The 26539-nt window shown below is 43.6% G+C and carries 25 protein-coding genes, 5 tRNA genes and 1 pseudogene; 13 read left to right on the forward strand and 18 right to left on the reverse strand.

Annotation, left to right across the window (positions count from 1 at the left end; all coding sequences use genetic code 11):
* Positions 1 to 34 precede the first annotated feature (34 nt).
* Together BLW39_RS05700 and BLW39_RS05705 are read left to right on the forward strand one after the other, a co-directional pair.
* Positions 35 to 1114 (forward strand): methionine ABC transporter ATP-binding protein, encoded by a 1080-nt coding sequence (locus tag BLW39_RS05700; protein WP_059378108.1) that lies wholly within the window; start codon positions 35 to 37, stop codon positions 1112 to 1114.
* Entirely contained in the window at positions 1111 to 1806 is a 696-nt protein-coding gene (locus tag BLW39_RS05705; RefSeq protein ID WP_059378106.1) for a methionine ABC transporter permease, read from the forward strand. Before BLW39_RS05700 ends, BLW39_RS05705 begins: the two co-directional genes overlap by 4 nt.
* A 50-nt stretch (positions 1807 to 1856) precedes the next feature.
* Here BLW39_RS05705 and BLW39_RS05710 read toward each other — a convergent pair whose 3' ends face one another.
* Positions 1857 to 2555, reverse strand: coding sequence for a GntR family transcriptional regulator (locus BLW39_RS05710; protein ID WP_059378104.1), 699 nt, complete (start codon positions 2553 to 2555; stop codon positions 1857 to 1859).
* A gap of 238 nt (positions 2556 to 2793) precedes the next feature.
* Here BLW39_RS05710 and BLW39_RS05715 point away from each other — a divergent pair.
* From BLW39_RS05715 to BLW39_RS05730, 4 genes and pseudogenes are all read left to right on the forward strand, one after another.
* Positions 2794 to 2865, forward strand: a tRNA-Gln gene (locus tag BLW39_RS05715).
* 120 nt (positions 2866 to 2985) lie between these two features.
* Positions 2986 to 3488, forward strand: a pseudogene (locus BLW39_RS05720) (GNAT family N-acetyltransferase).
* Positions 3489 to 3497: 9 nt separating this feature from the next.
* The gene (locus tag BLW39_RS05725; protein WP_059378103.1) at positions 3498 to 4073 is read left to right on the forward strand and encodes a TetR/AcrR family transcriptional regulator; all 576 of its coding nucleotides are present in this window, start codon (positions 3498 to 3500) and stop codon (positions 4071 to 4073) included.
* A 150-nt stretch (positions 4074 to 4223) separates the two neighbouring features.
* Positions 4224 to 5282, forward strand: a complete 1059-nt coding sequence (locus BLW39_RS05730; protein ID WP_059378101.1) for an ABC transporter permease — start codon at positions 4224 to 4226, stop codon at positions 5280 to 5282.
* 185 nt (positions 5283 to 5467) lie between these two features.
* On the opposite strand, the gene BLW39_RS05735 is transcribed toward BLW39_RS05730, so the two are convergent.
* The 7 genes from BLW39_RS05735 to BLW39_RS05765 form a co-directional block, all read right to left on the reverse strand.
* Positions 5468 to 6625, reverse strand: coding sequence for an aminotransferase class V-fold PLP-dependent enzyme (locus tag BLW39_RS05735; protein WP_059378099.1), 1158 nt, complete (start codon positions 6623 to 6625; stop codon positions 5468 to 5470).
* On the reverse strand, positions 6618 to 7763 hold the full coding sequence (locus BLW39_RS05740) for an aminotransferase class V-fold PLP-dependent enzyme (protein WP_059378097.1): 1146 nt from the start codon (positions 7761 to 7763) through the stop codon (positions 6618 to 6620). The genes BLW39_RS05735 and BLW39_RS05740 overlap by 8 nt, the downstream gene beginning before the upstream one ends.
* Positions 7764 to 7781: 18 nt before the next feature.
* Positions 7782 to 9062: an O-acetylhomoserine aminocarboxypropyltransferase/cysteine synthase family protein gene (locus tag BLW39_RS05745; protein WP_059378096.1), complete on the reverse strand. Its 1281-nt coding sequence runs from the start codon at positions 9060 to 9062 to the stop codon at positions 7782 to 7784.
* The gene (locus BLW39_RS05750) at positions 9055 to 9927 is read right to left on the reverse strand and encodes a homoserine O-acetyltransferase/O-succinyltransferase family protein (RefSeq protein ID WP_059378093.1); all 873 of its coding nucleotides are present in this window, start codon (positions 9925 to 9927) and stop codon (positions 9055 to 9057) included. Before BLW39_RS05750 ends, BLW39_RS05745 begins: the two co-directional genes overlap by 8 nt.
* A 14-nt stretch (positions 9928 to 9941) precedes the next feature.
* Complete coding sequence (locus BLW39_RS05755) at positions 9942 to 11279, reverse strand: CapA family protein (protein WP_059378092.1); 1338 nt, start codon at positions 11277 to 11279, stop codon at positions 9942 to 9944.
* A gap of 7 nt (positions 11280 to 11286) precedes the next feature.
* The gene (locus BLW39_RS05760; protein ID WP_059378090.1) at positions 11287 to 12141 is read right to left on the reverse strand and encodes a MetQ/NlpA family ABC transporter substrate-binding protein; all 855 of its coding nucleotides are present in this window, start codon (positions 12139 to 12141) and stop codon (positions 11287 to 11289) included.
* A 449-nt stretch (positions 12142 to 12590) separates the two neighbouring features.
* Complete coding sequence (locus BLW39_RS05765) at positions 12591 to 12788, reverse strand: hypothetical protein (protein ID WP_059378089.1); 198 nt, start codon at positions 12786 to 12788, stop codon at positions 12591 to 12593.
* A 181-nt stretch (positions 12789 to 12969) separates the two neighbouring features.
* On the opposite strand from BLW39_RS05765, the gene BLW39_RS05770 reads away from it, so the two are divergent.
* Together BLW39_RS05770 and BLW39_RS05775 are read left to right on the forward strand one after the other, a co-directional pair.
* Positions 12970 to 13635: a YoaK family protein gene (locus BLW39_RS05770; protein WP_059378087.1), complete on the forward strand. Its 666-nt coding sequence runs from the start codon at positions 12970 to 12972 to the stop codon at positions 13633 to 13635.
* Positions 13636 to 13786: 151 nt separating this feature from the next.
* Positions 13787 to 14143, forward strand: a complete 357-nt coding sequence (locus BLW39_RS05775; protein ID WP_059378084.1) for a hypothetical protein — start codon at positions 13787 to 13789, stop codon at positions 14141 to 14143.
* A 202-nt stretch (positions 14144 to 14345) separates the two neighbouring features.
* Here the strand turns inward: BLW39_RS05775 and BLW39_RS05780 are convergent.
* The 4 genes from BLW39_RS05780 to mutY all read right to left on the reverse strand — a co-directional run bounded on the left by BLW39_RS05780 (position 14346) and on the right by mutY (position 16907).
* Positions 14346 to 14418 (reverse strand) — tRNA-Thr (locus tag BLW39_RS05780).
* Positions 14419 to 14487: 69 nt separating this feature from the next.
* Positions 14488 to 14569 (reverse strand) — tRNA-Leu (locus tag BLW39_RS05785).
* 147 nt (positions 14570 to 14716) lie between these two features.
* Positions 14717 to 15871: an AI-2E family transporter gene (locus tag BLW39_RS05790; RefSeq protein WP_059378083.1), complete on the reverse strand. Its 1155-nt coding sequence runs from the start codon at positions 15869 to 15871 to the stop codon at positions 14717 to 14719.
* Positions 15858 to 16907 (reverse strand): A/G-specific adenine glycosylase, encoded by a 1050-nt coding sequence (gene mutY / locus BLW39_RS05795; protein ID WP_059378081.1) that lies wholly within the window; start codon positions 16905 to 16907, stop codon positions 15858 to 15860. The genes BLW39_RS05790 and mutY overlap by 14 nt, the downstream gene beginning before the upstream one ends.
* Before the next feature lie 94 nt (positions 16908 to 17001).
* On the opposite strand from mutY, the gene BLW39_RS07065 reads away from it, so the two are divergent.
* Positions 17002 to 17151, forward strand: a complete 150-nt coding sequence (locus tag BLW39_RS07065) for a hypothetical protein (protein WP_170124523.1) — start codon at positions 17002 to 17004, stop codon at positions 17149 to 17151.
* Positions 17152 to 17275: 124 nt separating this feature from the next.
* Positions 17276 to 17944 (forward strand): phosphatase PAP2 family protein, encoded by a 669-nt coding sequence (locus tag BLW39_RS05800; protein WP_059378079.1) that lies wholly within the window; start codon positions 17276 to 17278, stop codon positions 17942 to 17944.
* Between the two features lie 63 nt (positions 17945 to 18007).
* Here BLW39_RS05800 and nrdF read toward each other — a convergent pair whose 3' ends face one another.
* The 4 genes from nrdF to nrdH form a co-directional block, all read right to left on the reverse strand.
* Positions 18008 to 18979, reverse strand: coding sequence for a class 1b ribonucleoside-diphosphate reductase subunit beta (gene nrdF, locus BLW39_RS05805; RefSeq protein WP_059378077.1), 972 nt, complete (start codon positions 18977 to 18979; stop codon positions 18008 to 18010).
* A gap of 1 nt (position 18980) precedes the next feature.
* Positions 18981 to 19421: a class Ib ribonucleoside-diphosphate reductase assembly flavoprotein NrdI gene (locus BLW39_RS05810; protein ID WP_059378075.1), complete on the reverse strand. Its 441-nt coding sequence runs from the start codon at positions 19419 to 19421 to the stop codon at positions 18981 to 18983.
* A 271-nt stretch (positions 19422 to 19692) separates the two neighbouring features.
* Entirely contained in the window at positions 19693 to 21864 is a 2172-nt protein-coding gene (gene nrdE / locus BLW39_RS05815) for a class 1b ribonucleoside-diphosphate reductase subunit alpha (protein ID WP_059378073.1), read from the reverse strand.
* A gap of 108 nt (positions 21865 to 21972) precedes the next feature.
* Positions 21973 to 22203 carry a glutaredoxin-like protein NrdH gene (gene nrdH, locus BLW39_RS05820; RefSeq protein WP_059378072.1) on the reverse strand — a complete coding sequence of 77 codons (231 nt, stop codon included), beginning with the start codon at positions 22201 to 22203 and terminating at the stop codon, positions 21973 to 21975.
* Positions 22204 to 22624: 421 nt separating this feature from the next.
* Between nrdH and BLW39_RS05825 the strand changes: the two genes are divergently transcribed.
* From BLW39_RS05825 to hflX, 3 genes are all read left to right on the forward strand, one after another.
* On the forward strand, positions 22625 to 24064 hold the full coding sequence (locus tag BLW39_RS05825) for a hemolysin family protein (protein ID WP_059378070.1): 1440 nt from the start codon (positions 22625 to 22627) through the stop codon (positions 24062 to 24064).
* A gap of 141 nt (positions 24065 to 24205) precedes the next feature.
* Entirely contained in the window at positions 24206 to 24877 is a 672-nt protein-coding gene (locus tag BLW39_RS05830) for a histidine phosphatase family protein (protein ID WP_059378068.1), read from the forward strand.
* A gap of 83 nt (positions 24878 to 24960) precedes the next feature.
* On the forward strand, positions 24961 to 26268 hold the full coding sequence (gene hflX, locus BLW39_RS05835; RefSeq protein WP_074717833.1) for a GTPase HflX: 1308 nt from the start codon (positions 24961 to 24963) through the stop codon (positions 26266 to 26268).
* Positions 26269 to 26350: 82 nt separating this feature from the next.
* Here the strand turns inward: hflX and BLW39_RS05840 are convergent.
* Both BLW39_RS05840 and BLW39_RS05845 read right to left on the reverse strand, forming a co-directional pair.
* Positions 26351 to 26422, reverse strand: a tRNA-Gln gene (locus BLW39_RS05840).
* A gap of 32 nt (positions 26423 to 26454) precedes the next feature.
* Positions 26455 to 26537 (reverse strand) — tRNA-Tyr (locus BLW39_RS05845).
* Positions 26538 to 26539 lie beyond the last annotated feature (2 nt).

Here is a 26539-nt window from a genome sequence, read left to right on the forward strand (position 1 = left end):
AGAAAGGAAAGTGCGCAAGCACCAGAATTTATCTATGAGCAATCCTATTATTTCTTTAAAAAATATTGACGTGACCTTCACGCAAAAGAAAAAGACCATCGAAGCCGTTAAAGACGTTTCGATTGATGTCAACAAGGGTGATATCTACGGAATTGTTGGTTATTCCGGTGCCGGAAAGTCAACCTTAGTCCGTGTCGTCAACCTTCTCCAAGTACCAACTGCCGGCCAAGTGATTGTCAATGGCGAAACTTTTTATGACGGTAGCAAGGGTAAGGACGGCGTACAAATTAAGGCCAACGAACTTCGTAACCGCCGCCGTAAGATTGGAATGATCTTCCAACACTTTAACTTACTGAATGAACGGACTGTTGCTGAAAACGTTGCCTTTGCCTTGCAACACAGCCCCCTAAAAGCCAACGAAAAGAAGGCCAAGGTAGCTGAATTGCTCGAATTGGTTGAACTTTCAGACCGCGCCGAACAGTTCCCCTCACAGTTGTCTGGTGGACAAAAGCAGCGTGTGGCCATCGCCCGCGCCCTTGCTAACGACCCTGAAATCTTGATTTCAGATGAAGCAACTTCTGCTTTGGACCCTAAGACGACCAATCAAATTCTTTCACTATTGAAGAAATTGAATGAAAAGTACCATTTGACGATTTTGTTGATCACCCACGAAATGGAAGCCGTCAAGGAAATCGCCAACAAAGTGGCTGTGATGCAGCAAGGAGTTGTCTTGGAAAAGGGTTCAACATTGGACATCTTTACCAAGCCACAAGCTGCCTTAACGAAGGAATTTATCGAAACGGCTACCAACCAGGATAAGTCTTTGGCAACCATCGAAGAATCTGAAGCCGTGGCTAATTTGCAGGCCGGTCAAGTCTTTGCCCGGTTGACTTACTCTGGTAATACGACGAACGAACCATTGATTACCGCCTTGTACCAAAAGTATGAAGTGGTTGCCAACATCTTGTACGGTAACGTCGAAATCCTCCAAGGAACTGAAATCGGTTCCCTCCTAGTGATTTTGTCAGGCTCACAGGACGGCTTAACTAGCGCCTTGAAAAACCTTGCTGACCAAGGCATTCACGTTGAAATCTTGAAAGGACAACAAGCATGAGCAATTGGATATCACAAACCTTTCCAAACGTCATTTATCAAGGCTGGTCCGGTGATACCGGCTGGTTGACTGCCATCACCCAAACACTTTTCATGACCTTCTGGTCCGCCATCTTCGGTGGTCTGCTTGGCTTGATCTTTGGTTTTGGCTTGGTCGTAACGAGCCCTCGCGGCATCACCCCAAACCGGACCCTTTTTTGGATTTTTGATAAGATTGTTTCACTTTTCCGGGCCGTGCCATTTATCATTTTGCTGGCCTTCATCGCCCCAGTAACTAAGGCAATCGTTGGGACCCAAATCGGGGCCACTGCGGCCTTGGTTCCCCTCTCATTGGGTGTCTTCCCATTCTACGCCCGTCAGGTGCAGGTAGCCCTCTCTGAAGTCGATTCAGGAATCGTCGAAGCCGCCCAGTCAGTTGGAGCTTCCTTTAGCGAAATCGTCTTTGGCGTTTACCTGCGCGAAGGACGGTCAGAACTGATTCGAGTTTCAACCGTAACGATGATTTCCCTCATCGGTTTGACTGCCATGGCCGGGGCCATTGGGGCCGGTGGTTTGGGTAACATGGCCGTTGCTTACGGTTACAACCGCTTCGCTAACGACACCACCTTTGTGGCCACTTTGCTGGTCTTGATTCTAGTCCTTATCGTCCAAGTGGTCGGTGACTACTTGGCTAAGCACTACAACCATAAATAATTTTTAAAAACAAAAAGAATGACCAACAATATGTTGGTCATTCTTTTTTACTAACGCGTTAATTTAAATTCAAAGCGCTCGCCAACGTAATAGGAGCGAACGTACTCGAAAGGTTTATTCTGCTGGTCATAAGAGACTTGCCGAACCGACAAGATTGGGTCACCTCGCTTGATTTGCAAGAAGTCGGCCTGACGCTCAGTCGCCAGCGACGCCGTCACCGTTTGCTCAGCACGACCCGGCTGGATTCCCGCCGCAATCAGAGTTGCGTACAATGATTCAGTCAAACTTGATCGCGTAAAGTTGTTCACCAACTTGACCGGCAAAGTTGTCTGCTCGAGCAAAATCGGCTCATCATCACCTAAACGCAACCGTTCCATCACCAAAACTTCATCTTCTGGCTTTAGTTGGAGGTGTTCCAACTCTGAAACAGATGGTGTGGTCACCTTATAAGAAACCGTCACCGTTTGTGCTTGCTTACCAGACTTCTTCATCAATTCGGTAAAGGAAGTCACACCCAAGACCCGTTCAGAAACCTTTTTTTCAGCAACATAAGTTCCCGAGCCAACCCGGCGTTCCAAAATTCCCTCATCAACTAGGGTTTGAATCGCCTGACGAAGAGTCATCCGAGAAACATTAAAAGATTCTGCCAAATCACGTTCGGCGGGGAGGCGTTTGTTGGTGCCCCACTCACCGGCAGCGATTCGTTGACGAATCTCATTATGAATTTCAATATAACGTGGTATAGCCATAATTAAAAATGCTCCTTAGCTACTGATATTCGTTGGTAAAAGTAAAAACGTCTACCTACCTTCTCTGCTCATTATAATTGGTCTAGGCAGATAATTCAAACCCTGTCAGTAACTTTACTCTTTTCTATACTTTATCAACAACCATTTTTAACCATACCTTTTAATGAGAAAATTTTACTTTTTCTCTTTTAAAATGCTTGCAAATCATCAATAAAACATGTAATATATATCAAGTAATTGCCCCTTAGCCAAGCGGTAAGGCGGTGGCTTCTGGTGCCATTATGCGCTGGTTCGAATCCAGCAGGGGCAATAATTGTAATAAAAGGTGACCTTGGTAAAACAAGGTCACCTTTTTATGTTATCTTATTAGTAAGTACTTTTCCCTTTGGTAGCCTGGATTGCTACCAACACAAAAAAATGGAGAGAAAAAGTGAATATCCGTCCCCTTGAAAGACAGGACTTACCCCATATTTACCAGCAAAAGAATTCTCGGTCCGTAATGGCCCTCTGGTTTGAGGAGCCCTTTAACTCCTTGGACGAATTGAAACTTTTGTATGATCGTCACATCCTCGATCAAAGCGAACGCCGCTTTGTCATCGAAGACGATAACGAATTTGCTGGTGTCGTTGAGTTGATTGATATCAACACCATTCACCGTCACTGCGAAATTCAAATCATTATTGATACTAAGTTCCAGGGCCGCGGTTTAGCCCAAGAAGGAATGCATGCCGGCATCGAATATGGTTTTTCGGTTTTGAACTTGCACAAGATTTATCTTTTTGTTGATGTCCAGAACCCTGCCGCCTTGACATCTATAAAAAACTTGGTTTCCAAGAAGAAGGCCGACTCAAACAACACTTTTACGCCGAGGGTTGCTACCATGATTCACTAATGATGGGACTCTTTGCTAACGAATTTTATAAAAAAAATTAATCTAAGACTATGAAAACTGACGCACGCTATACAAAAGCCGATGACGCCATCCGCCAAACTTTTCTAGAACTATTAAAGAAAAAAGATTTCCATAAAATTTCCGTTCAAGAAATTATTTTGAACGCCGAGATTAACCGGTCGACTTTTTATGCTCACTTTTTGGATAAAGACGACTTGATGGAGACAATCCAAGTTGATTTGTTAAACGATACAATTGGTGCCCTACCCGATATGGCAATTGACTCCTTTGATAAATCGGACATTTTCAAACATCGCGCCGCTTATTTGGTACAAAAGCTCTATCAAAACCGAGAATTAGCCTCATTGATGCTTTCCAAGCATGCTGAGCACTCCTTTGAAAATCGCATGGTTGAACGGGCTAAGAAGGAATTCTTTAATACAACCGACGGAGTCAAATTAGCAATTCCGTCTAAATACGCTTTGAACATTTTAACCGGAACCGTTACCAACATGATTATTACTTGGATTCGGTCCGACTATGAAGAGTCAACAGAGGAATTTACGCGGATTATTATTCGTGTCGTACCACCAATGTTAACCAAAGTTATTCATGCTCAAGCTTAAATCAAAGAAAAAGATCCCCATCAAAGGGGATCTTTTTGTTGGATAAGTGGCTAAATATTCACTTATCCAACTTTTAAGCGACACTGGTTGGTTTTAATGCTCAAACAGTTTAATTATACTAATCACAGTACAAGAAAAGAGGAAGTACCGATGAAATCATCATACAAGTTTATCTTAGGCTTGGCAGTTGGTTTGACAGTCGTTCTTGGAATCATGATGACTGCCTTCTCATTGCCAGCCGTTAAGTCGGGCATTAACAATGTGCCAATTGGTGTGGTAGCCCCCAACGATGCTACTTATGACAAGTTGGCTAAGCCATTATCAGACAAGGGCTTCAAGGTGAAGCACTATGATAACGTTGCCGACGTTAAGTCAGCTGTTAAGGAGCGTAAGATTTACGGCGCCTTTGAATTATCAGCAACTGGTGATTTGAGCCTTTACCAAGCAACTGCTGCTTCTGCCGCTGTTGCTCAAGGCTTGAACCAAATTGGTCAAGGTGTGGTTACCCAACAAAAGGCAGCCGCTAAGGCACAATTAGCACCAATGATGGCCCAAACTCAAGACATCAACGCCTTGAAGGCTTTGAACGCTAAGTCAGCCGCTGTTGATGCAAAGACTTTGAAGGTCGTTGAATTACGCGCCTTCCCTAAGGATGACCCTAAGGGAACTGGTTTGGCCGCTGGTGCCTTGCCAATCGCCCTTGGCGGTTGGATTGGCGCCGTTGCCATCGCTAACGTAATTAAGGGTAAGAAGCAAAAGTTCTTTGCTGCATTAGCCTTCGCCGTTGTCGGTGGACTTGGACTAGTTGGTGTTATCCAATTCGGTGTTGGAACATTTGATGGTAACTACTGGTTGACTTCACTTGGTGCCATGGTCGGAATTGCTGCCACAGCATACTTCGTTCTTGGTATCTTGGAAGTCATGGGTAACGGTGGTTTGATTATCGCCGCTATCATGTTGATCTTGCTTGGAAACCCACTGTCAGGACTTTCATCAGCTCCTGAAATGTTGCCAAAGGGTTGGGGCTTCTTCGGACAGCTTCTCCCACCTGGTGCAACTGGATCACTCTTGCGTGACATCGCCTTCTTTAACGGTAATGCCATCGCCTTGCCAATGACTGTTTTGCTTTCATACATCGTTGTTGGTATGATTCTCTTCGCCCTTGGTAAGAAGTCAACAATTGTTGTTTCAGAAACAACTGCCGAATAAAAATTAAGACACTCAATATAAACTCTGCTTATAAAAGCCCCCGCTGATTCAATCAGCAGGGGCTTTTTCTTTTGCAGCTATTAAATTTTAACGGGACAAAACTTCTTTTTTGTTAGCGGCAAAAATGGTCTGAGCTATCTTCACTTCGTGAGCTGCCTGCGACAAGCCATTTTAACTACCATCGCTTATTTAATTTTGTCAAAGGCTTGTTGTAAATCAGCCTTCAAATCTTCAATATCTTCCAAACCAACCGAATAACGGATTAGACCATCAGTAATCCCCCGCTCATGCCGCTCAACCGGATTCATTTCAGCATGCGACATCTTTGGTGGGTAAGAAATAATCGATTCCACCGCTCCTAAAGAGACGGAAAAAATCGGAATTTTAACTTCTTTAATCAGCTGGCGCACGTTATCTTCGCTTCCAATATCAAAGGAAAGCACTGCCCCACCAGATTTAGCCTGCTTGGCTTGCACCTGGTAATTGTCATCGTTCTTAAGACCTGGATAGTTAACCTTAGTCACGAGCGGTTGTTGTTCCAACCATTCTGCCAATTCGAGTGCATTAGCAGATTCCTTTTCCATTCGAACGGCCAAAGTCTTAATCCCGCGCAGTAGCAGCCAACTATCCGAAACTCCCAGAGTGGCGCCCATGGCATTTTGCAGGAAGTAAACCTGCTTCCCTAACTCTTCGTCCTTTGTGACAACTAGCCCGGCCAAAATGTCACTGTGTCCCGCCAAAAATTTGGTGGCACTGTGCACCACTAAATCAACACCCAGGTCCAATGGCTTTTGCAAAACCGGGGTCATAAAGGTATTGTCCGCGAACACCAGCGCCTGGTGCGCATGAGCAATTTCAACGACTAAGCGAATGTCTGTCACCTGCAAAGTCGGATTCGAGGGCGTTTCAATATAAACCACCTTCGTATTATCTTGAAAAGCTGCGCGCAACTCCTCTTCATTACCCAAATCAACGAAGGTATAGTCAATTCCATACTTGACCAAGACCTCAGTCACCAAGCGAAAGGTTCCACCGTAGACGTTTTTCGTCAAAATGACATGGTCTCCCTGATTTAACGTGAGCAATGCCGTCGAAATCGCCGCCATCCCAGTCGCAAAGGCAAAACCACGGTTGCCATGTTCGAGCTTGGCAATCGACTCTTCTAGGACATCTCTGGTTGGATTACCCGATCGGGCATAATCCCACTTGCCAAAGCGGTCAAAGTCACGCTGCTCAAAGGTCGAAGACATTTGAATGGATGGGTTAACTGCCCCACTTTCCTTATCAGGCTTGGTGGTCGTCTTAATCACCTCAGTCCAATCTGAGAATACTTCCTTAGCCATTAATCAATTCCTCTTCCTTCGTTGTTGCTTTGGCAAATGCCTGATTAAAGTCGCGCAGCAAGTCCTCGCTGTTTTCGATTCCACAAGAAATTCGCAATAATTCGGCGGTAATACCCGTCTTTTGCCGCTCTTCTTCTGACAAATCCGCATGCGTTTGCACGGCTGGCACTGTCACCAATGTTTCTGTTCCACCAAGGCTTTCTGCAAAAGAAGCTACTTCTAAGGCTGACAAAAACTTATCAATATTGACTGCTTTATCCACATAAATGCTGACCATGCCACCGCGGCCGGGATAACGTACATCCGAAACGAATGCCGACTGCTTAAAGTGTTCGACCAGTGTTTGTGCGTTTTCTTCCTGCTTCTTTAACCGTAGTGGTAACGTCTTGAGACTCCTCAAGAGCAACCAAGAATCAAACGGTGCCAAATTTGGGCCAATAGTGATCAAATTTTTGCCGATGACTGCTGCCGTTTCTTCCGTTTTGCAGATAACTACGCCGGCTAAAATATCATTATGCCCTGACAAATACTTGGTAGCAGAATGAACGACGATATCAGCACCTAGATTGAGGGGTTGCTGAATCAACGGCGTATAGAAGGTGTTATCGACTAAGAGCTGCGCACCGACCTGGTGAGCATGGTCTGCAGTCTTTTCGATATCAATGACCTTCATCGTTGGATTTGACGGTGTTTCAATCCAAACTGCCTTGGCATCGTCTGCTAGGAGACGGTCCAGGACCTGATAGTCTTGTCCATCCCATTTGCTAAAACGCAAATGATAATGATCCTTGAGCAAATCAAAGAAGCGGAAAGACCCACCATAGAGGTCGTCTGAAACCACAATGTGGTCATCCGTCTTAAACTGCGAGAACACTAGCTGGATAGCAGCCATCCCCGAGGAAACCGCAAAGGCCTTCGCCCCGTTTTCCATTTGTGCCAAAACGTCTTCTAGGACATCCCGCGTAGGTTCCGTCATCCGTGAATAGTCATAGCCAGTCGATTTGCCCAAGCCCTCGTGGCGGTAAGCGGTAGAGAAATACAACGGCATCGAAATCGATCCCGTTACGTTATCCACCCGATTGCCCGCCTGAGCCAAAATCGTATCAATCTTCTTTTGCCAAGTACAGTCAGTTGCCATTAATTTTTCCTTTCTGTTTTAAACCTGCGCCAATGCCTGGTCCAAATCCGCAATCAAATCATCAACGTTTTCCACACCAATTGAAATGCGAATCAAATCCGGTGTTACTCCTGCCGCCTTCAATTCTTCCTCGTTCAGTTGTGCATGAGTGGTTGAGGCCGGATGGATAATCAGTGATTTGGCATCAGCAACGTTCGCTAGCAATGAGAACAAGTTCAACTTGCTAATCAACTTCTTGCCGGCCGCTTCACCGCCAGTTAGGCCAATCGTAAAGATTGAGCCAACACCATGGGGGAAGTATTTGTCGGCCAAAGCATGGTAAGGGCTGTCCGGCAACTTTGGATACTTAACCCAAGCAACCTTTGGGTGCTTGGCCAAATAATCCACAACCTTTTCAGCGTTCGAAACGTGCCGCTCAACTCGTAGTGACAAGGATTCCAATCCCTGTAGCAACAAGAATGAGTTGAATGGACTAATCGTGGCCCCAAGGTCTCGCAATGTTTCAGCACGAACCTTTGTCGTAAAGGCAGCCGGTGCCAAATCCGCAAAGACCAGTCCGTTATACTGGGCGTTCGGCTCGGTAAAGCCAGGGTACTTGCCACTCGCCTTATAATCAAAATCACCCTTTTCGACAATCACGCCACCCATCGTGGTCCCGTGCCCACCGATAAACTTCGTGGCGGAATGCACCACAATGTCGGCACCGTGGTCCAGCGGCTTAATTAAGTAGGACGTACCAAATGTGTTATCCACAATGAACAGAATTTGGTGTTCGTGGGCAATCTTACCAATTGCTTCAAAATCGACTAGGTTAATATTGGGATTTCCAATACTTTCAACATAAACGGCCTTGGTCTTATCGGTAATTGCCTTGGCAAAGTTTTCTGGGTCGTCCGGGTCAACGAAAGTCGTTGTGATGCCCAACTTTGGCAGGGTGACGGCAAAGAGGTCGTAAGTACCACCATACAAAGTGCTGGCAGCAACGATTTCATCCCCCTGGCCAGCAATGTTCAAGATTGCTGCGGTAATGGCAGCGGATCCAGTTGCCAAAGTCACACCGGCCGTCCCATTTTCCAAAGCAGCCACCCGCTTATCAACGACGTCCGTGGTGGGATTCGTCAACCGGGTATAAATGTTACCGGCCTCCGTTAAACCAAAGCGGTTTGCAGCCTGTTCGGCGTCCTTAAAGACGTAAGATGTTGTCTGATAAATTGGTACCGCCCGTGAGCCGGTTTCAGGGTCAACTACCTGACCGGCGTGCACTTGTAGGGTTTCAAAATGTAGTTTTTTTTCAGTCATAAATCTTCTCCTTCGTTGTGATTAAATTGAGCCAGTTCTGATACAGCTGACAGCTACTTTGCTGCCAGGTATTTTCAATTTCTTCACCCTGGTCATAATAGCCATCGGGATAGTAATTCTTTGGTTCGTGGATAATGGTATGCTTGGCCAAATCACGGCGGTATTCTTGATCAAGCGTCTGGGTCTGATACTCAGAATGACCAGTAACGTAGGTCTGCTTTTTGTCTAGTGACTGCAAAACCAGTGGTCCTGCCTCTGAGCTAGTTAATAAGACTTGCAAATTCTCTGGCAAATGCGCTTCGTCGATCACCGATTCCGAATGCCGGGACTGCGGTGTCTTGAAATTTTCAAGGCCGGCCGTCAAAGGACTCTTGCTTTCAATCGTGTTTGCCCGAAAAATTCCAAACAACTTTTGATTAAGGCCCCGCTTTTGAATGCCAAAGTCATGATAAAGGGCGGCTTGAGCAGACCAACAGGCGTTAATTGTTTGCCCGACATGCTTTTCGGCCCAGTCTTTGATTTGGCAAAACTCTTTCCAATAATCAACATCTTCAAACTCGAGCTTTTCCACCGGCGCTCCTGTGATAATCAAACCATCGAAGGTCTGATCTTCAATCTGATGCAGGCAGGCATAACATTTTTTAACATCTTCCCGGCGCACCGTCTTAAACTGATGGCTACAGGCGTAGAGAAACGTCAATTCAACATCCTGGTCCACCTGGTTTAAAAGCTGTAAAAACTGTTCCTCGGTGTTGGCCTTAGTCGGCATCAAATTCCAAACTAAGATCCGCAATGGATTCTTTAATTGTTGATTTGGCCATTCTTGCTTGTAGTGCAAGAAACCATTGGTTGCATTGGCGGTCATATTTTTCCTCCTGCTTATCGAGACTTAGTAGCCAATTCGATGCTGTTTTCCTCTTCGTTCAAGACAAAACTGGTCTGAAATGCACTGCTCAATTCATTTAATCGGTTCAAGATATTCAAAGCTTCCTGCTGGTCAGCAATTTTTGGTAATCCCCTTAACACTGGGTTTTCCCTGTTTAACCCTAAGTCAAGTGGAATCAATTTTACTTTTGGCTCTTCATTCTTAGGAATGCTAATTTCAACACCAATATTTTGCGAAAATTTTCTATCTGCTCCAAAGCCAATAAAGGCACCATCCGCATCAAAAGTTCTTTTTCCATGTAAATCAGATGGCTTTGAATTGCTAGGCAAACCATACGCTTCATACATTTCAGGCGGGATAATGGAATTTCCAGCTTCAAATTCCATTATTAAGCTACCCAAATTATAGAAAATCAGCTTTCCTTTATACTCTTCTGCTCCGCGCATAAAATGTGCGCCATGGCCAATGACTATATTGGCCCCTGCATCAATTGCTTTGTGAGCTGCATCAACGAAGAAATCGGCAGGTTCATCGGCGTACCAATTCCCGTCTACCCCCTCATGCGTATGCACATCCACAAAGACAAAGTCGCTACGTTTTTTCGCGTCCTCAATACTTTTTTGCAAATTTTCTATGTCTTCTTGATTGGCTTCGGTTTTAAATTTCGTTTCTTGTCCCCGTTTGAAGAGCAAATTTTTTTCAAACAATGAGCCAAATTGGAACTGGTCACTTGTTAATTCTGACCAACCTTCCACAACTCTTCCCTGAGCATTACTGGCTGTTAATCCTAAATGATTCGAAATTTGTTTGATTTGATCGAACTCATCTTCATTAACTTGATAGACTTCATGCCATCTTAAGGGATTCACCCCCACACGGGCAGGAACACCATTACCCGCATTGCTTGCTTTAAAAACGTCTGCCCTAGTTGCCGTTAAACTAATAAAGGCAACCCTCTCTGATTCTGTATCATAAAACTGGGCTAACCTGGCTTCATCAAGTGATGGGGCTAATCCAGAAGCAATTAAATTGTGTTTTTTGGCGGCGGCTAATGTGTCCTTCATGCCTGCTATGCCAAAATCACCACTGTGGTTATTAGCAAAGGAGACAAGATTAACCTGCAAATTTTCCAGTTCTTTTAATGCTTCTGGTCGAACTGCTGTCACATAACCGCGACCTGCAGCCACCGTTTTATCTGCCTCTGGGGTCGTAAATTCCGCATTGGCAAAACTGGCATCTGCAGAGCTAATTTTATTGACTAACTGTTGATCGAGGCGTTTTGCTAAATTTCTACTCGAAAATAACATGTCTCCGAATAATATTAATTTCATTGCTAACTCACTTTTCTAAATCACTCAAAGATTTATTGACTTCCATTTTTCCTGGATAATTCTTCTTAATCCACTTTTGAATTTCTGAGTCGTGGTACAGCTCAACTAATTTCTTATAATCCTTATCGTTACGATGCTTTTGATTGGTAACGATGACATTAACATTTGCTCGAGTATTTTGGTCTAACTGTTCGTGATAAAGTGAATCCTTAAAGACATTCAACTTAGCCATTTGAGCTGTGTTGTTGTCGATAACGACAGCTGTAACACCATCATCATGTAACAAATTAGGTGTCGATGTTGAGACGACGGTTTTAATCTTAATGTTCTTCTTATTCGCTGTGATGTCATTTGGGGTAAGCAAATCATTGACACTATGCTTCTTTAATTCGATTAACCCGGCAGATTCAAGTAACTTCAATCCTCGGCTTTCCGCTGCAGGATCATTGGCGATGGCAATTACGCTACCATTGGCAATATCTTTCAAGTTTTTAGTTTTTGATGAATACAATCCCATCGGTTGAATATAACTAGTTCCTAATGCATAAACTTTATTTTTTGAGTTCGTCTTGTTGTAATTTGTATAAAAAGCATATGACTGGAAAGCATTGGCCTGAATATCATTATTGGCAAGAGCGGTATTTAAACTATTCGAATCTGTAAAGTCTTTAACCGTGATATCAAGATGAGCTTTTTTAGCAGCATCCGAATTAGCGATATGTTTCCAAACTAAGGTATCTGTCCCTTGAGAACCAAGAATGATTTTTTCATTCGAAGTTTCCGGCTTTTTAAACGTAAAACCAACCACCGCGATAACAATTACTACAATCAACAAAATCCAACCAACACGTTTCTTTTTCATCTTTTTTCCTCCAAGAAATTACTTTCTAACATGACTTAATCGTCTTTAATTCAACAAAAAAGCGCCCCTAGAATTACACATAAAAATGTAATTCTAGGGGCGCCAAATATGGCACGGTACCACCCTACTGCTGGCTTATTGGCCAACCCTCAAGACACTAATCGAAGCTATCTATCAACACAGTAACGAGTGTTAATCCGTAAGCGGCTCATTCAAAACTCACCACTTATACCGTAAACAAAGACCATCTTCAATATCCGCTGAAATACCCGTTTGCACCAAATCCAGGCTCTCTGTTAAAATCAGCTAAATATTTACTCATCTTTTCTCAGTAATTTATAATTTATCTGTTGCATGTATAATAATCCGATTTATTTTGCTTGTCAACACCAATTAATAAAAATTCTAAATAAAAAGTTCCCACCCATTTTGAGTGAGAGCTAAAATGATTATTTGAATAAATCCGAAACCCCGAAGGTCGTTTTGTGATAAGCCTTGTTGTAAAGCTTCTTTTTGGGGTTCAACCAACCACGTCCCCGGGTCCCATATCCAGGAATTAGAGCGCGCTTAATTGAACGTTTCATCCGACCGCTTGTGCGCGCCGACAATGATTTTTTCCAACTTGGTTTCCGCATACCGTACTTCATTTGCTTCTCCTCCCTTGCTTCTCATCACGGTAAGTTGAATATAGCACTTTGACTAGAATTATTCTCATTTTAGACAAAAACCAAACTTTCTATGAAAAATTTGCCAAAGGTCTTGAACGAATTCAATCGCAAATCAGCCATTACCTGCTGTACAATAGTATCCGTATTGGAGGTTACTACTTTGTCAAAAAACACTTTCCCATCACATGAACGCCTGCTTTTTGCCAGCCTATTAACAATGACTGCCGGATCGTTAGATGCCTACTCTTATTTAATCCACGGTGAAGTCTTTGCCGGCTTGCAAACTGGAAACCTAATCCTATTAGGGATTAATCTCGGTAAATTACACTTTGCCACCGCCGGTCATTATTTAATTTCCTTGTTAGCCTTTTGCGTTGGAACAATCATTGTCAAAATGCTACAGCATTTTCTAAAAAGTCGTGGCACGCAGGCTCCCGTTGAACAACGAACCGTTCTGCTATACATTACCGCCCTACTTATCCTTTCAGCCTTATTAGAGAAGTCAGTACCAAATATCGTCGGTACGTCAATCTTGTCCCTCGCAGCCGCTGCGGCCTTACAAGAATTTCGCAAATTAAAGGGTGCCCCATTCATGCCCCTCATGATGACGGGAAACTTCCGTACCCTGTATGAAGCATTGTATGAAGCTATCTTTTTGAAAAATAAGCAAATGGCTACCAAAGCCAAGGACATAGCGACCGTTATCTTCACCTTCTTTGCCGGAGCGCTAATGATTAGTCTCTTGATTCCATCGATGGGCGGCTATGCGATTCTGATTCCAGCCTTGATTACAATCATGATGACCTGGATCACCATGATTAAATAATTTTCCTTGTCTCTCCTCTTCATGACGAATAAGCATAAAACATTAATTTTATTTTACAAATATGGCTAAGTATTCTAGAATATAGTTGTATTGTCAGTTAAGAAGATATGTATTTTGTCATAAAAATACATTGCATTTAGGAGAGAAAAAAATGGATCAAAACGACGCAAGAGTAATTAACAACGGTAGTGTTCCGACAGAAGTTAAGAAGTGGAACTGGGGTGCTTTCCAGTTCAACATTGCCTGGGGATTGGGAAACAAGACCTACCTCCCATTGTTGTGCTTAATTCCAATTTTTAACATCGTTTGGATTTTTGTCTGTGGTGCTAAAGGTAACGAATGGGCATGGAAGAAGGGCAACTATCAAGATGTTCAAACTTTCAAAGCAGTTCAAGCAACTTGGAACCGTGCCGGTCTGATTATGTTCTTAATCACTGTCGTCTTAGTAGTTCTCTACATTGCCTTTATTGGTGCGATTATTGCTGCTTTGGTAAATAGCGTTAATTAATTCATCCTTTTTGGGATAGAAATCTTTTACACAAAAAACTCTGCACAAATCGGCAATGATGGGTGCAGAGTTTTTATATCCTCATCAAATACGGAATAAAATCAATGATAATACAAAATCAAGAAAACAAAAAAAACGCTCTATATCAACCATTAAGGCTAATATAAAGTGTTTTTTAAATTGTGCTGTATTTTAGCAAAGATGCCGACTAGCGGACTCAAACCGCTGACCCCCTCATTACTAGTGAGGTGCTCTATCAACTGAGCTAAGTCGGCAAAGTCAGTACCTAAATATTATAGCAAATGCTACTCGATACTACAACAATATTTTTTCAAATATCGTCATACGGATGACAGGAATCGAACCTGCACGGATTACTCCACTGGAACCTAAATCCAGCGCGTCTGCCAGTTCCGCCACATCCGCAAAGTGCTTTGTTACTGCTTTTAGCAACCATTTAATAATACTGGATTTTCCTATGCCCGTCAAGCATTATTTTAGAAACTTTTTTGGCTAAAATTTACCTGCCTAACCATTCCATCCCGCAACAATAAAAAAGCACCGAGGCTACCCTCAGTGCTCATCACCATCGTCAAGTTCCTGATCAACTAACTCTAAGACAGCATCATTTTTATTTTGCGAAACATGCAACTTATAGGCATACAAGGCAATTGTCCTGATAATGGCGTAAACCGGCACGACAATAATCATACCGACCATTCCCCACAGGTTCCCTGCCCCAAGTAAAAGCAGCATCACTGTCAAAGGATGAATCTTTAGGCTCTTACCAATCAAAGCCGGATAGATAATCGATCCATTAACCTGTTGAACAATGGCCATCGTAATTGCAATCCCAATCGTCATCTTCCATGAAATTGACAAGGCGACCACTACCGCCGGAATCACACCAATAAAGGGACCAACGTAGGGCACAATATTCGCTACCCCAGCCACAAAGCCAAGTAACCAAATATAGGGCAAACCAGTCAACCAGTAACCAATGCTCATGGCAAAGCCAACAAAGACCATTTGAATCGCTTGACCAGAGATATAACGCTCAATCGTCTTATCCAGCTGTCCTCCAAGTTCAAAGACATCCTTTGCCTTATTCTTTGGAAAAAAATTTTTAACGGCTGGTAAGAAATGGTCGGCATCATTCAACATGTAAAACAGAATGATTGGTACCATCAGGGCGTTAATCGTAAAGGAGGTCGTTCCCATAATGACCGATTGGAGCGTTCCGGCCGTTAACGACAGCAAGGACGTGCCGTATTTGGTGATTGTATTTTTAATTTCGTCATCGGAAATTGTAATATTCAAGCGTTTAAACCATGATTCGTGCATGATTTCATTGGCATAATTCTGAGCATGCCTAATGACCGACGGCAAAGAAGCAATCATATTGGTGATTTCGTTTAAAATCAACGGCACAAAGATTACAAAAGCCCCAACGACCACCAACAAAAACAAGGTAAAGGTAATCCAAACGGCCAAAGTCCGAGGCATTTGCCAACCCTTAATCTTGATTTTCTCAATTGCCTTCATGATGGGCTTCAACACGTAGTACAAGAAGCCCGCCACCAGCAATGGCATAAAGACGGTATTGGCGAAGACTGCCAAAGGATGCATCAAAAAGTCAAAGCGAAAAACCAAAAAGATCAGGCAGGCCAACGCTAGGGCTTCAATTGTCCAAAAAAAGATGTGCTTGAATTTATCATTTGGAAACATCGTCAATCTCTCCCAACTGTTTCAATAATTTATGCTGTACTTTTGGCAAGGCCAAAGCCGCCTGTTCGTCCACCGATAACCATGCCTGATTCTCTGCCAAATCCGTTCCAGCTTCAACCGGCATTGCCACCAGCCAGATTTCCCAGCGACGGTGAGAAAAAATGTGGACCACTGGTTTAACTGTCAACTGTTCACCCTGCAAGTCTTCAATTGATTGAACCTCTTTCAGCGGAAAGGTCCAAAAACCAGCCAGCAAACCTGTATCCGGCCGCTTTTCATACAACAACCGGCCCTGACTATCACGAGTCACCTGAGCTTGATAAAGTTGGCGCACGGGCTTCTTTTTCTTAGTCTTAACGGGATACTGGTCTTCCACCCCATCACGATAGGCCGCATTATACTTTTTTACCGGCGAATGCACCGTATCTGGATTATCCGTCTTCATATAAGTGGTCCCAAGATCCATAATTGCCTGGTTAAAATCACCCGGGCGGTCTGGGTCAACAATCGGTTCAATGGCCTGATAAAAGACCTTGCGGCTCTTGGGCTGGGCGATGTCATCATCAATCTTCAACAAACGGGAAAAAACCCGAAAGAAGTTCCCATCAATAGCCGGCACGACTTGTCCAAAGGCAATCGAGGCAATCGCTGCCGCCGTGTATGGCCCGACTCCGGGCAAGCTTTGCAAGTCATCATAAGATTCCGGCCAGTGCCCCTGCAGGTCGTTCGTTACGTATTTGGCAGCCTTATGCAAGTTACGGGCCCGGGAATAATAACCCAACCCCTCCCAAAGCTTTAAGACCTGGTCTTCTGGTGCAGCGGCCAGGTCTTGCACGGTGGGCAAAGCGGTCATAAAGCGGTTGAAATAGTCAATCACCGTCTCGACCCGCGTCTGCTGTAACATCAATTCCGAGACCAAAATGCGGTATGGATCGGTATTTTGCCGCCATGGCAAAGTTGACCGGCCCTCTTGGTCATACCAAGCAAGCAGATCTTTCCGGAAGGCTTCAATTGTCTTTCGATTCCAATTCTCCATAACTAATATTATAGCACTTGAAAACCTCCATCTAATCAGGTATAATTGATTTCTGTACGAAACATTTAATTTATAAATATAAGGAGTTACTATTATGGCAGTCAAGACGCCTTTGAATTCATTCGCGCGTGGCCGTAAGGTCGGACATGATTCTTCTAAGAAGAAGCGCCAAGCCGCAGTTGCTAAGTTGCAACAATGGGCTAAGGGCAAGGAAAAGGATATTCCTAACACAAGCACCAAGTAAGAAAAACTAGCGTGAAGCTAGTTTTTTTTTGTAATTTTTAATAAACCGATTAAGGATGCTTGTTTTACAAGCATTTCATGTTTATACTAAATTATAAGTAATTTTGTTTTTGGAGACCAAATAAATGATTATTTCCGTTGAAAATAAACAACGACGTCGAGCCGTCTTTGCGACTTTACTCTTTATTATTTTAGCCGTCCTTGTCGGCACTAACGCATCCTTTCCAAGCCAGATGGATGAATCCGTTCGTTTCTTTATGACGGGCATCCAAACGAACTACGGTGACGCCGTCATGTCTGCCGCTAACTTCCTTGGTTCTCCGGTGATGTGCTTGATTTATGCTGTCTTGCTTGCGGCCGTCTTGCTGTTAGCCAATTTGAAACTGCCAGCTATCTGGGTGGTTCTAACCAGCTTTGGTGGTCTCGCCTTCACTCAACTACTAAAAATAATTGTGCACCGCGAACGTCCAATCGGACACCTTTTGACCGATACCGGCTACTCTTTCCCTTCTTTGCACGTTGCCTCAATTTGGATTATCATCTTTATCATGTTCATCCTGGTAACCCCAAATATCAACTCAGCCATTATTCGAATCTTTATCAAATGGGTCTTGATTACCCTTGCTTTGATGGACATGATGGCTCGGATTTATTTCTCAGCCCACTACATCTCTGATACAATTGCTGCCTTCTTCCTTGCTTATGCTTGGGTCGTCCTTTGTGCCAGCCTTTATCCGGCCGTTGCCACTTATCTGCAACGCCGCTTCTGGCTCTTCAAGGATCAAGAAGCATAATTATTATTTACTTTATACAAAAAGCCCCGATTCGTTTGAATCGAGGCTTTTTTAGTATTGCAATTAGTCTTTGTAATCGTCGTCGTCCATCGCTTCAACTTGACCCAAAAGGTAACCGTTACCAACTCCTGAGAAGAAGTCGTGGTTTGATGTTGAAGTTGAGATTCCGTTCATCACAACTGGGTTAACTTGATCGGCATTGTCAGGGAACAATGGTTCCTGTCCCAAGTTCATCAAAGCCTTGTTGGCGTTGTAACGCAAGAATGTCATGACATCTTCCGTCCAACCGATTTGGTCATAGATTTCGTGCGTAAACTTTTCTTCGTTATCGTACAAATCATAGAGCAAGTCGTACATCCAAGTCTTCATTTCTTCTTGCTCAGCTTCGGAAAGCTTGTTGAAACCAATTTGGAACTTGTAACCAATGTAAGTTCCGTGAACTGATTCATCACGCAAAATCAACTTAATGATTTCGGCAACGTTTAGCATCCGGTTGTGGCCCAAGTAGTACAAAGGCGTGTAGAAACCAGAGTAGAACAAGAAAGTTTCCAAGAAGACCGAAGCAACCTTCTTTTGCAAAGGTGTTCCGTTTTGGTAGACATCATTAATCTTGTTAGCCTTGTATTGCAAGAATTCGTCATGGTCGGCCCACTCAAATGTGGCATCGATTTCTGACTTTTCGTTCAACGTTTCAAAGATTGAAGAATAAGACTTGGCGTGAACAGATTCCATAAACTGGATGTTGTTCAAAACGGCTTCTTCCTTTTGGTTAACTGCATCACGACGCAATGAAGCCATTCCATCTTGTGATTGCAAAGTATCCAAAGTAGTCAAGCCACCAAAGACAAGGTTGTAAACGCGGCGTTCCGTATCGTTCAAGTCCCCGCGCCAATTCCGTAAATCGTTTGAAATTGGAATACGTGTATCCAACCAGAACTGTTGGGTCAACTTTTCCCAAGTTGCCTTATCCAAGGCATCTTCGATGTCATTCCAATTAATTGCTGTATATGATCCGTTATTAACGTGTTCGACCATCTTATTCTCCTAATGTTTCCTTGATTCGTTGATAAATCTTTTCTGCGTCATAGACACTACCACGCAATTCATAGTCACCAATCACTGGCACAGAATACTTTTGCGCATAGCGTTTTGCGGTCAAAATATACTGATCGTTAAAGTTTCGGTTACCCGAACCAACGACCCCTTTTATTAGTTTATCATTATCTGCAAAATCAATATAGTCTGCCAGAGCATTTGTAAAGATCTCGACTACTTGCAGACCGGTTCCCGTACCACCCGTCAAATAGGTTGGTACCACCGCGACAAATGGCTTGGTTTCAGCAGCATAATCGGTTTCCTCGCCGACCACTTGTGCATCAACCGTATCCCCGTTTTCCTCAGCCACCGCCGTCAACTTTTTAATAAATGACGTGGTATTTCCCTCAATACTTGCGTATAAGAGCCGGTATGTCGCCATATGAACCGTCCTTTCTAGACAAAGTCACCGATTAACTGCTTCAACATTCTAACTTTATGAAACAACCATCGGTCACTGGATATTAATTTATCAGGTTGGTTAACAGGCGTCAACCACTCGATTATGTACAGCCAAGGCTTACTTGGCTATTTGTGAAAATTAAAACTAACCATTAAAACGATTTGAACTATATTTCACAATATTTTTATTTTGATAAAAATTTTCAAAAAATCAATTGTGACCGGCCGCAATTAGAATCCTTTTCAACTAATTAAATTGAGCAAGACTCACATTCGTTAATACCAGCTTCTTGATTATCATCAGTATATGTTCGAACGTAGTAAAGTGACTTAATTCCCTGCTTGAAGGCGTAGTTACGCAACTTTGACAAATCACGTGTCGTCATCTTCTCAGTTCGGCCATTCTTCCAATCATACAAACCATCAGGAATCGTTGACCGCATAAAGAATGTCAATGACATTCCTTGATCAACGTGTGGCTGAGCCGCAGCATAAATGTCGATGACCTTCTTCATATTGGTATCATAAGCAGATACATAATATGGCAAAGTTTCATTTGAAAGGCCTGGTGCTGGATAATAGACCTTACCAATCATTCCTTCTTGTCGTTCTTCAATCTTGTTGACGATTGGCAACAATGAAGCCGTCGTATTATTGACGTATGAAATTGAACCAGTTGGGGCAACCGCATGACGGTAAGCGTTGTACAAGCCATTCTTCATGACTTGTTCGCGTAATTCCTTCCAGTCGTCCATGGTTGGTACTGGTAAGTTAGCAAAGAGCTCCTGAACCTTGGCCGTTGTTGGACCCCAGTCCTGGTTTACGTACTTGTCAAAGTATGAACCGTCAGCATAGGCTGATTTATCAAAGTCCTTGAACGTTTCATGACGGTCCATTGCAATGTGCATTGAGGCCTTCAATGAGTAATAGTTCAACGTCATGAAGAAGACCTTGGTGAAGTCTAGTGACTCTTCATCACCATACATCATCTTGTTTTGAGCAAAGAAGGCTGCCAAGCCCATTGCTCCCAAACCAACGGCGTGGTTGTTTTGGTTTCCGTTTTGTACGGATGGCACCATGTTCAAGTCAGATTGTTCTGAAACAAATGATAATGCCCGAATCATGGCTTCAACGGAAGCACCGAAGTCTTCAGTCTTCATCATGTTAACAATGTTGATCGATCCCAAGTTACATGAGATATCTTCACCCAACGTTGTATAGTTTTGTTCATTATTGATATCAGATGGCGTTTGCACCTGCAAAATTTCTGAACAAAGGTTAGAAGAAACAACCTTACCGGCTACCGGATTGGCCCGGTTAACCGTATCGATGTTAATGATGTATGGGTAACCAGATTCTTGCTGCAACTTTGAAATTTCTTCTTCAACCGTTCGTGCAGAAACAATCTTCTTGGTGATCTTGTCGTTTTTCAACATGTTGTCATACTCTGCAGTAATATCAACATAGTTAAATGGCATACCGAATTCACGTTCAACATCGACTGGTGAGAACAAGGCCATTTCTTGACCCTTTTCAATCAAGTCGTAGTACTTATCAGGCACAATCAAGCCCAGTGATAGGGTCTTAACTCGAACCTTTTCATCGGCGTTTTCCTTCTTGGTTGCCAAGAACGTCAACAAATCTGGGTGGAAGATGTTCAAATAAACAACACCGGCTCCCTGACGGGCACCAACTTGTGATGAGAAAGTGAAAGAGTCTTCCAACAACTTCATGACTGGGACGATTCCACCAGCTGAGTTATCAATCCCCATAACTGGGGCACCGGCTTCACGCAAATTGGAAAGGTTAATTCCAACCCCTCCACCAATCTTTGATAATTGCAAAGCGGAGTTGATTGTCCGTCCAATTGAGTTCATATCATCGCTTGATTGCAAGACGAAACATGACACCAATTCACCACGACGAGCACGGCCAGCATTCAAGAATGATGGTGTGGCTGGTTGGTAACGTTGGTGAATCATTTCATTGGCCAAAGACATGGCCAAATCTTCGTCACCATTCGCATAGAACAAGGCGTTCAAGGCTACTCGATCCAAATATGATTCAACGTAATAAGCCTTATCGTTAGTCTTTTGTGCATATTGGTTGTAGAACTTAAAGGCCGCCATAAATGATTGGAATTGGAAGTTTTGAGCTTCCAAGAAATCATAAAGCTTGTTAATGAAGGCCATGTCATACTTAGCCACCAAGTCTTTGTCCAAGAAGTCATGCTCAATCAACCAGTTATAATGCTCTTCAATTGAAGCAAAACGCTTTAAGTTAGGCTCAACGTTTTCCTTCATAAAAGCAGCCAAAGCTTCCTGATCCTTTTGCAATTGGATCTGATTATCCTTTGGAATGTTGATTTCATTATTTAAATCAAAATACGTAACCTTTGTCAGGTCTAAGTCTAATAGTGACATACACTTCTTCTCCCAGCTTTTTAATTACAAATTAATCGTCAGTAGATAATATAAAAGTCCGCATAGACTAATCACAGCCTATCCGGACTTTAGCGACACTAAAAAAACTTATGCTGTCAAAGACTTCAAGGCCGCTGGTTGGAAACCAGAAAATGCTTCTTGTCCGGCAATTTGAACGACTGGTGTCTGCTTAAAACCAGCTTCCTTCAATTGAGCAAGATATTCTGGTTGTTCTTCGATGTTGATTTCTTCGTAACCGATACCAATTCCATCGAGATAACGCTTCGTCATCTTGCATTGTACACAATTATTTTTAGTAAAGACCGTTACTTGAGCCATATTTAACGTCCCCTTTTCTATCTAGATTTTCTACATTCCCCTGCTACAACTGCTTTGAAATTTGCAGCGAACATTCGAGCTAATTACTAGTTTAGCCGATTTTTTTTAGAGTTCAAGGTCTAAAATTGTCTGCACAAACATTTGTTCGCCTAAACGCCTTTATGGCGCGGTTTTACAAAAACAAATTTTTTAATTCACAAATGTTTCATTTTTTACTAAAGGTTGTTTTGAGGCCTTTTTACCCATTTTTCTCATAATTTTTAGACGGTCTAATCGCATTTGTCGAACATACGAAAAGAATTTCTTTGTGAAAAAAACTGACGTACTTTTTTTAGATTCATTATTAAACTTGTAAATCCTGCGTTGTTTCGTAAAAATTTGTTATAATAGAAATAATAACTATTAAAGTGAGGTAATAACTGTGGATTCTGGTCCCTCGTTCTTATTAAATGCGTTCGTCATCATTTTTGTTTTATTGCTGGCGGTCCTATTTACATTAACGGAATATTCTCTTGTTAAGGTTCGCTTGTCAGCCCTTGAGGCGCTGCAAGAAGACCGGGAGAAGCCATCAAAAAACATTGCCCATGCCATCCACATGGTCTCCCATCTGACAGAGTTTCTTTCAACTGCCCAGGTGGGAATCACCTTAACATCGCTGATTTTAGGTTGGATTGGTGAAGAAACAGTTGCGGATTTGATTCTAGCAACTAATATTTTACCTGCTGACTTAGCAAAGCCAGTTGCTTCGGTCGCGGCCATTGTCATCTTTACGATTGTCCATGCCGTCTTTACCGACTTGGTGCCAAAAAACATTGCTATCCAAGAACCAATCAAGGTTCTACTTTTGATTGTGCGGCCGGTACGTTTCTTCCACATCGTCTTGTTCCCATTCATTTGGATTTTGGATCACCTATCAAACTGGTTGACTCGTTTGATTGGCTTCCAGGTTACCAACGATGATGACATTTATTCTCAAACAGAAATTTTGTCCTTATCAAAGAGTGCCGCTGAAGCTGGTGAGCTTGATACCGAAGATTTGACCTTCATGCAACGAGCCTTTGAAATGAATGATAAGGTCGCTGTTGATGTCATGATTGATCGAACATCAATGGACGTCATCGATGTGCACGATTCAATTTCAAAGGGCTTGGACGAATATTTGCAAAAGCGTCATTCCCGTTTCCCTGTCGTTGCCGACAACGATAAGGATAAGGTCTTAGGTTATGTCTTTAACTACGACCTTGTCCGTCAAAACCGGATTTCTGGTCAAGAACCTGTAGCTCGGATTATGCGTGATATTCCTGCCGTTCCTGAAAACATGGACCTCCATGACGTTATGGACGAAATGATTATTAAGCGTTCCCCAATTGCGGTGGTTGTTGACGAATATGGTGGTACCGCCGGAATCATCACCGACAAAGATATTTATGAGGAACTTTTCGGTTCCGTCCGTGATGAAATCGATGACGAATCTGATGAGTACATCGAAAAGCTTGGTAACCACCGCTATAAGGTTTCTGGAAAGACAACCTTGTATGACTTCCAGCGTTACTTCCAAACTAACGTGAAGGAATTGGACGAAGACGAGGCCGTCACTTTGACCGGTTACGTCTTGAAGCGTGATCCTGACTTCCGTACTGGTGATTCCTTGCGAATTGCCAATTATCAAATTACGGCACTGGATTACGAAAATGCCTTTATTCCTGAATTCGCCGTTAAGGAACTTGAGCCTGAACCCGAAGCAGATGGTGCTGAGGAAGGTGAACAAGGTAACGAAGGTCAAAGTAAGGATGCTATGTCCGATAAGGATCGTGAACGGTTGAAGTTCCAACTATCCGAAAAAGAAAAGCACCACGATTAATCAGTTCGTGAAAGCCACTTCGAAAAGGAGTGGTTTTTTCTTTGGCCAAATTACTGAAAAGCAGGGCAGAATCATTTAGCCCTTGGCCTTTTCGTGGTACACTTAAAGTAATTAAATGACTTTGAAGGAGACCCACATTTCATGGCAGCTATCGACATCTACATGGTTCGTCACGGCCAGACGTATTTCAACCTTTTGCACCGCTTTCAAGGATTTTCTGATGCACCTTTGACAGAATCAGGAATTCAAGATGGCCACCGCGCCGGTAACCGTCTTGCTAAAATCCACTTTGATGGGGCCTACTCCTCAGATTTAACACGCGCCATCCATACCGCCCGCTATGCCTTGAGTGAAAACCAAGCTGGCTCACCAAAGGAACCAGAAACCCTCCCAAACTTCCGGGAAGAAAACTTTGGTTCATTTGAAGGCCGTGATTCACAGGTGACCTTGACGGATTTAAACGCCTACGTTGACAAGCCATATGAGAATTATGCTGCGATGGTAGCCGACCTTGGCATGCCAGCCGTCATGGACCTCTTTGCCGCTCATGATCCCTACCAACTAGCCGAATCATACCAGGAATTCTTAGACCGCGTTCAAGCCGGTTTCCAGCAATTACGTGACCGCCACCAAGATGGTGACAAGGTCTTGCTTGTTTCCCATGGGACGACAATTCGCGCCATCGCCAATTACTTTGGTCACCCCGAAATGGCAGCCAATTCCGTGCATAATGGTGCTGTCATGCACTTGCGTTTGACGGATGATGGTTGCGACGTTTTGGCCTTCAACGACATTACTACCCACTTTGAATAACTCGGGTAAAAATTGCACTTTATCCCCCGCCGGTTAAGTCATCTACTTAACCGGTTTCTTGTATCGAAAGGCAACAATACTTTATGGCCACAACCTTTAAAGACACGACCTTAAAACCCGTCCGACCGGTTCTCTTAGCCGGTTTAAAGACGGATCAAAAGCAAAATTTGGAATATGAACTAACGGAACTGGAGAACCTGGCCCTCGCCAATAACCTGGAACCCGTTGAGACCTTTTTGCAGGCCTTAGACCGACCTAACCCAGCCACTTACTTTGGTAAGGGAAAAGTCGAAGAATTAAAAATCGCCGTTCAGACTTACGATGCGGACCTGATTGTCACCAATGATGAATTATCCCCATCACAAATCCGGAACCTCGAGGCCGAGACAGGTGCGACGGTTGTTGATCGCACCGGTTTAATCTTGGACATCTTTGCCGACCGGGCCCAAACCAAGGTCGCCAAGTTGCAGGTTCAACTAGCACGGTTGGAATACCAGCTCCCTCGTTTGCGGACATCGATGTCTGTGTCACTAGACCAGCAAACTGGTGCCGGTGGGGCCGGCTTTACCAGTCGTGGTTCTGGTGAAACCAAGCTCGAACAATCACGGCGGCGCCTGACAGGTGAAATGGTGCAAATCAAAAAGGAACTGGCTGAACTGCAAAAAGATGCCAGTATCCAGTCTAAAAAGCGGCAAGAATCCGACATGCCAACCGTTGCCCTGGTTGGTTATACGAACGCTGGTAAGTCAACTTTGATGAACCAACTACTAGCGCGCTTTGGCCAAGGAGCAGAAACTGATCAAAGTAAGCAAGTTTTTGAAAAGGACATGCTCTTTGCGACTTTGAACACCACCATTCGCCAATTGACTCTACCTGACAAAACGCAGTTTTTGCTCTCTGATACAGTTGGTTTCGTCTCAAAGCTGCCCCACCACTTAGTGGCAGCCTTCGAATCAACTCTGCAAGAGGCGGCACAAGCCGATTTGCTCTTGCAAGTGGTTGATGTCTCAGATGAACATTATCAAGAGATGATGGCAACGACAGAGGCAACACTCGCTCGTCTTGGTATCAAAGATAAGTCAATGATTACGATTTACAATAAGGCGGACCGGGCCGATTTGGCTTACCCAATTATTGATGGTGACCAGTCAATCACGATTACGGCTCAAGACCGCGCCTCACAGGATGCGGTTCTTGACCTCATCAAAAAGGCCCTGTTTGCGGATATGACCGAAGTTAATCTGCACGTGCCGTTTGCTGAATCAAAAATTGTGGCGACCATCTTGGACGACCACGCCTTGATTAGCCAAGACTTTGATGAAAGCGGTACGACTATCCGGGTCGCCCTCAAACCAAAAGAACTTGAACTTTACAAAAGCTACCTAGCTTAAAAGCAAAAAGCCCTGACAATGATGTCAGGGCTTTTTTGATAAAGAAAAAGGCAATCTCAATACTGAGATTGCCCTTTAACGATTGCCCCTGCTGGGATCGAACCAGCGCATGGAGGTACCAAAAACCTCTGCCTTACCACTTGGCCAAGGGGCAGTCGTAAAACACCAGCTGTCCAGGGGCAGCAATGGGAGCGGTAGGATTCGAACCTACGAACCCGAAGGAACGGAGTTACAGTCCGTCGCGTTTAGCCAGACTTCGCTACACTCCCAT

The sequence above is a fragment of the Fructobacillus pseudoficulneus genome (assembly GCF_900108455.1).
GTDB classification, from domain to species: domain Bacteria; phylum Bacillota; class Bacilli; order Lactobacillales; family Lactobacillaceae; genus Fructobacillus; species Fructobacillus pseudoficulneus.

Excerpts from the sequence above, each read along its gene's own strand:
- BLW39_RS05700 (WP_059378108.1), top strand. The coding sequence starts at position 35 with ATGAGCAATCCTATTATTTCTTTAAAAAATATTGACGTGACCTTCACG.
- BLW39_RS05705 (WP_059378106.1), top strand. The coding sequence starts at position 1,111 with ATGAGCAATTGGATATCACAAACCTTTCCAAACGTCATTTATCAAGGC.
- BLW39_RS05710 (WP_059378104.1), bottom strand. The coding sequence starts at position 2,555 with ATGGCTATACCACGTTATATTGAAATTCATAATGAGATTCGTCAACGA.
- BLW39_RS05725 (WP_059378103.1), top strand. The coding sequence starts at position 3,498 with ATGAAAACTGACGCACGCTATACAAAAGCCGATGACGCCATCCGCCAA.
- BLW39_RS05730 (WP_059378101.1), top strand. The coding sequence starts at position 4,224 with ATGAAATCATCATACAAGTTTATCTTAGGCTTGGCAGTTGGTTTGACA.
- BLW39_RS05735 (WP_059378099.1), bottom strand. The coding sequence starts at position 6,625 with ATGGCTAAGGAAGTATTCTCAGATTGGACTGAGGTGATTAAGACGACC.
- BLW39_RS05740 (WP_059378097.1), bottom strand. The coding sequence starts at position 7,763 with ATGGCAACTGACTGTACTTGGCAAAAGAAGATTGATACGATTTTGGCT.
- BLW39_RS05745 (WP_059378096.1), bottom strand. The coding sequence starts at position 9,062 with ATGACTGAAAAAAAACTACATTTTGAAACCCTACAAGTGCACGCCGGT.
- BLW39_RS05750 (WP_059378093.1), bottom strand. The coding sequence starts at position 9,927 with ATGACCGCCAATGCAACCAATGGTTTCTTGCACTACAAGCAAGAATGG.
- BLW39_RS05755 (WP_059378092.1), bottom strand. The coding sequence starts at position 11,279 with ATGAAATTAATATTATTCGGAGACATGTTATTTTCGAGTAGAAATTTA.
- BLW39_RS05760 (WP_059378090.1), bottom strand. The coding sequence starts at position 12,141 with ATGAAAAAGAAACGTGTTGGTTGGATTTTGTTGATTGTAGTAATTGTT.
- BLW39_RS05765 (WP_059378089.1), bottom strand. The coding sequence starts at position 12,788 with ATGAAGTACGGTATGCGGAAACCAAGTTGGAAAAAATCATTGTCGGCG.
- BLW39_RS05775 (WP_059378084.1), top strand. The coding sequence starts at position 13,787 with ATGGATCAAAACGACGCAAGAGTAATTAACAACGGTAGTGTTCCGACA.
- BLW39_RS05790 (WP_059378083.1), bottom strand. The coding sequence starts at position 15,871 with ATGTTTCCAAATGATAAATTCAAGCACATCTTTTTTTGGACAATTGAA.
- mutY (WP_059378081.1), bottom strand. The coding sequence starts at position 16,907 with ATGGAGAATTGGAATCGAAAGACAATTGAAGCCTTCCGGAAAGATCTG.
- BLW39_RS07065 (WP_170124523.1), top strand. The coding sequence starts at position 17,002 with ATGGCAGTCAAGACGCCTTTGAATTCATTCGCGCGTGGCCGTAAGGTC.
- BLW39_RS05800 (WP_059378079.1), top strand. The coding sequence starts at position 17,276 with ATGATTATTTCCGTTGAAAATAAACAACGACGTCGAGCCGTCTTTGCG.
- nrdF (WP_059378077.1), bottom strand. The coding sequence starts at position 18,979 with ATGGTCGAACACGTTAATAACGGATCATATACAGCAATTAATTGGAAT.
- BLW39_RS05810 (WP_059378075.1), bottom strand. The coding sequence starts at position 19,421 with ATGGCGACATACCGGCTCTTATACGCAAGTATTGAGGGAAATACCACG.
- nrdE (WP_059378073.1), bottom strand. The coding sequence starts at position 21,864 with ATGTCACTATTAGACTTAGACCTGACAAAGGTTACGTATTTTGATTTA.
- nrdH (WP_059378072.1), bottom strand. The coding sequence starts at position 22,203 with ATGGCTCAAGTAACGGTCTTTACTAAAAATAATTGTGTACAATGCAAG.
- BLW39_RS05830 (WP_059378068.1), top strand. The coding sequence starts at position 24,206 with ATGGCAGCTATCGACATCTACATGGTTCGTCACGGCCAGACGTATTTC.
- hflX (WP_074717833.1), top strand. The coding sequence starts at position 24,961 with ATGGCCACAACCTTTAAAGACACGACCTTAAAACCCGTCCGACCGGTT.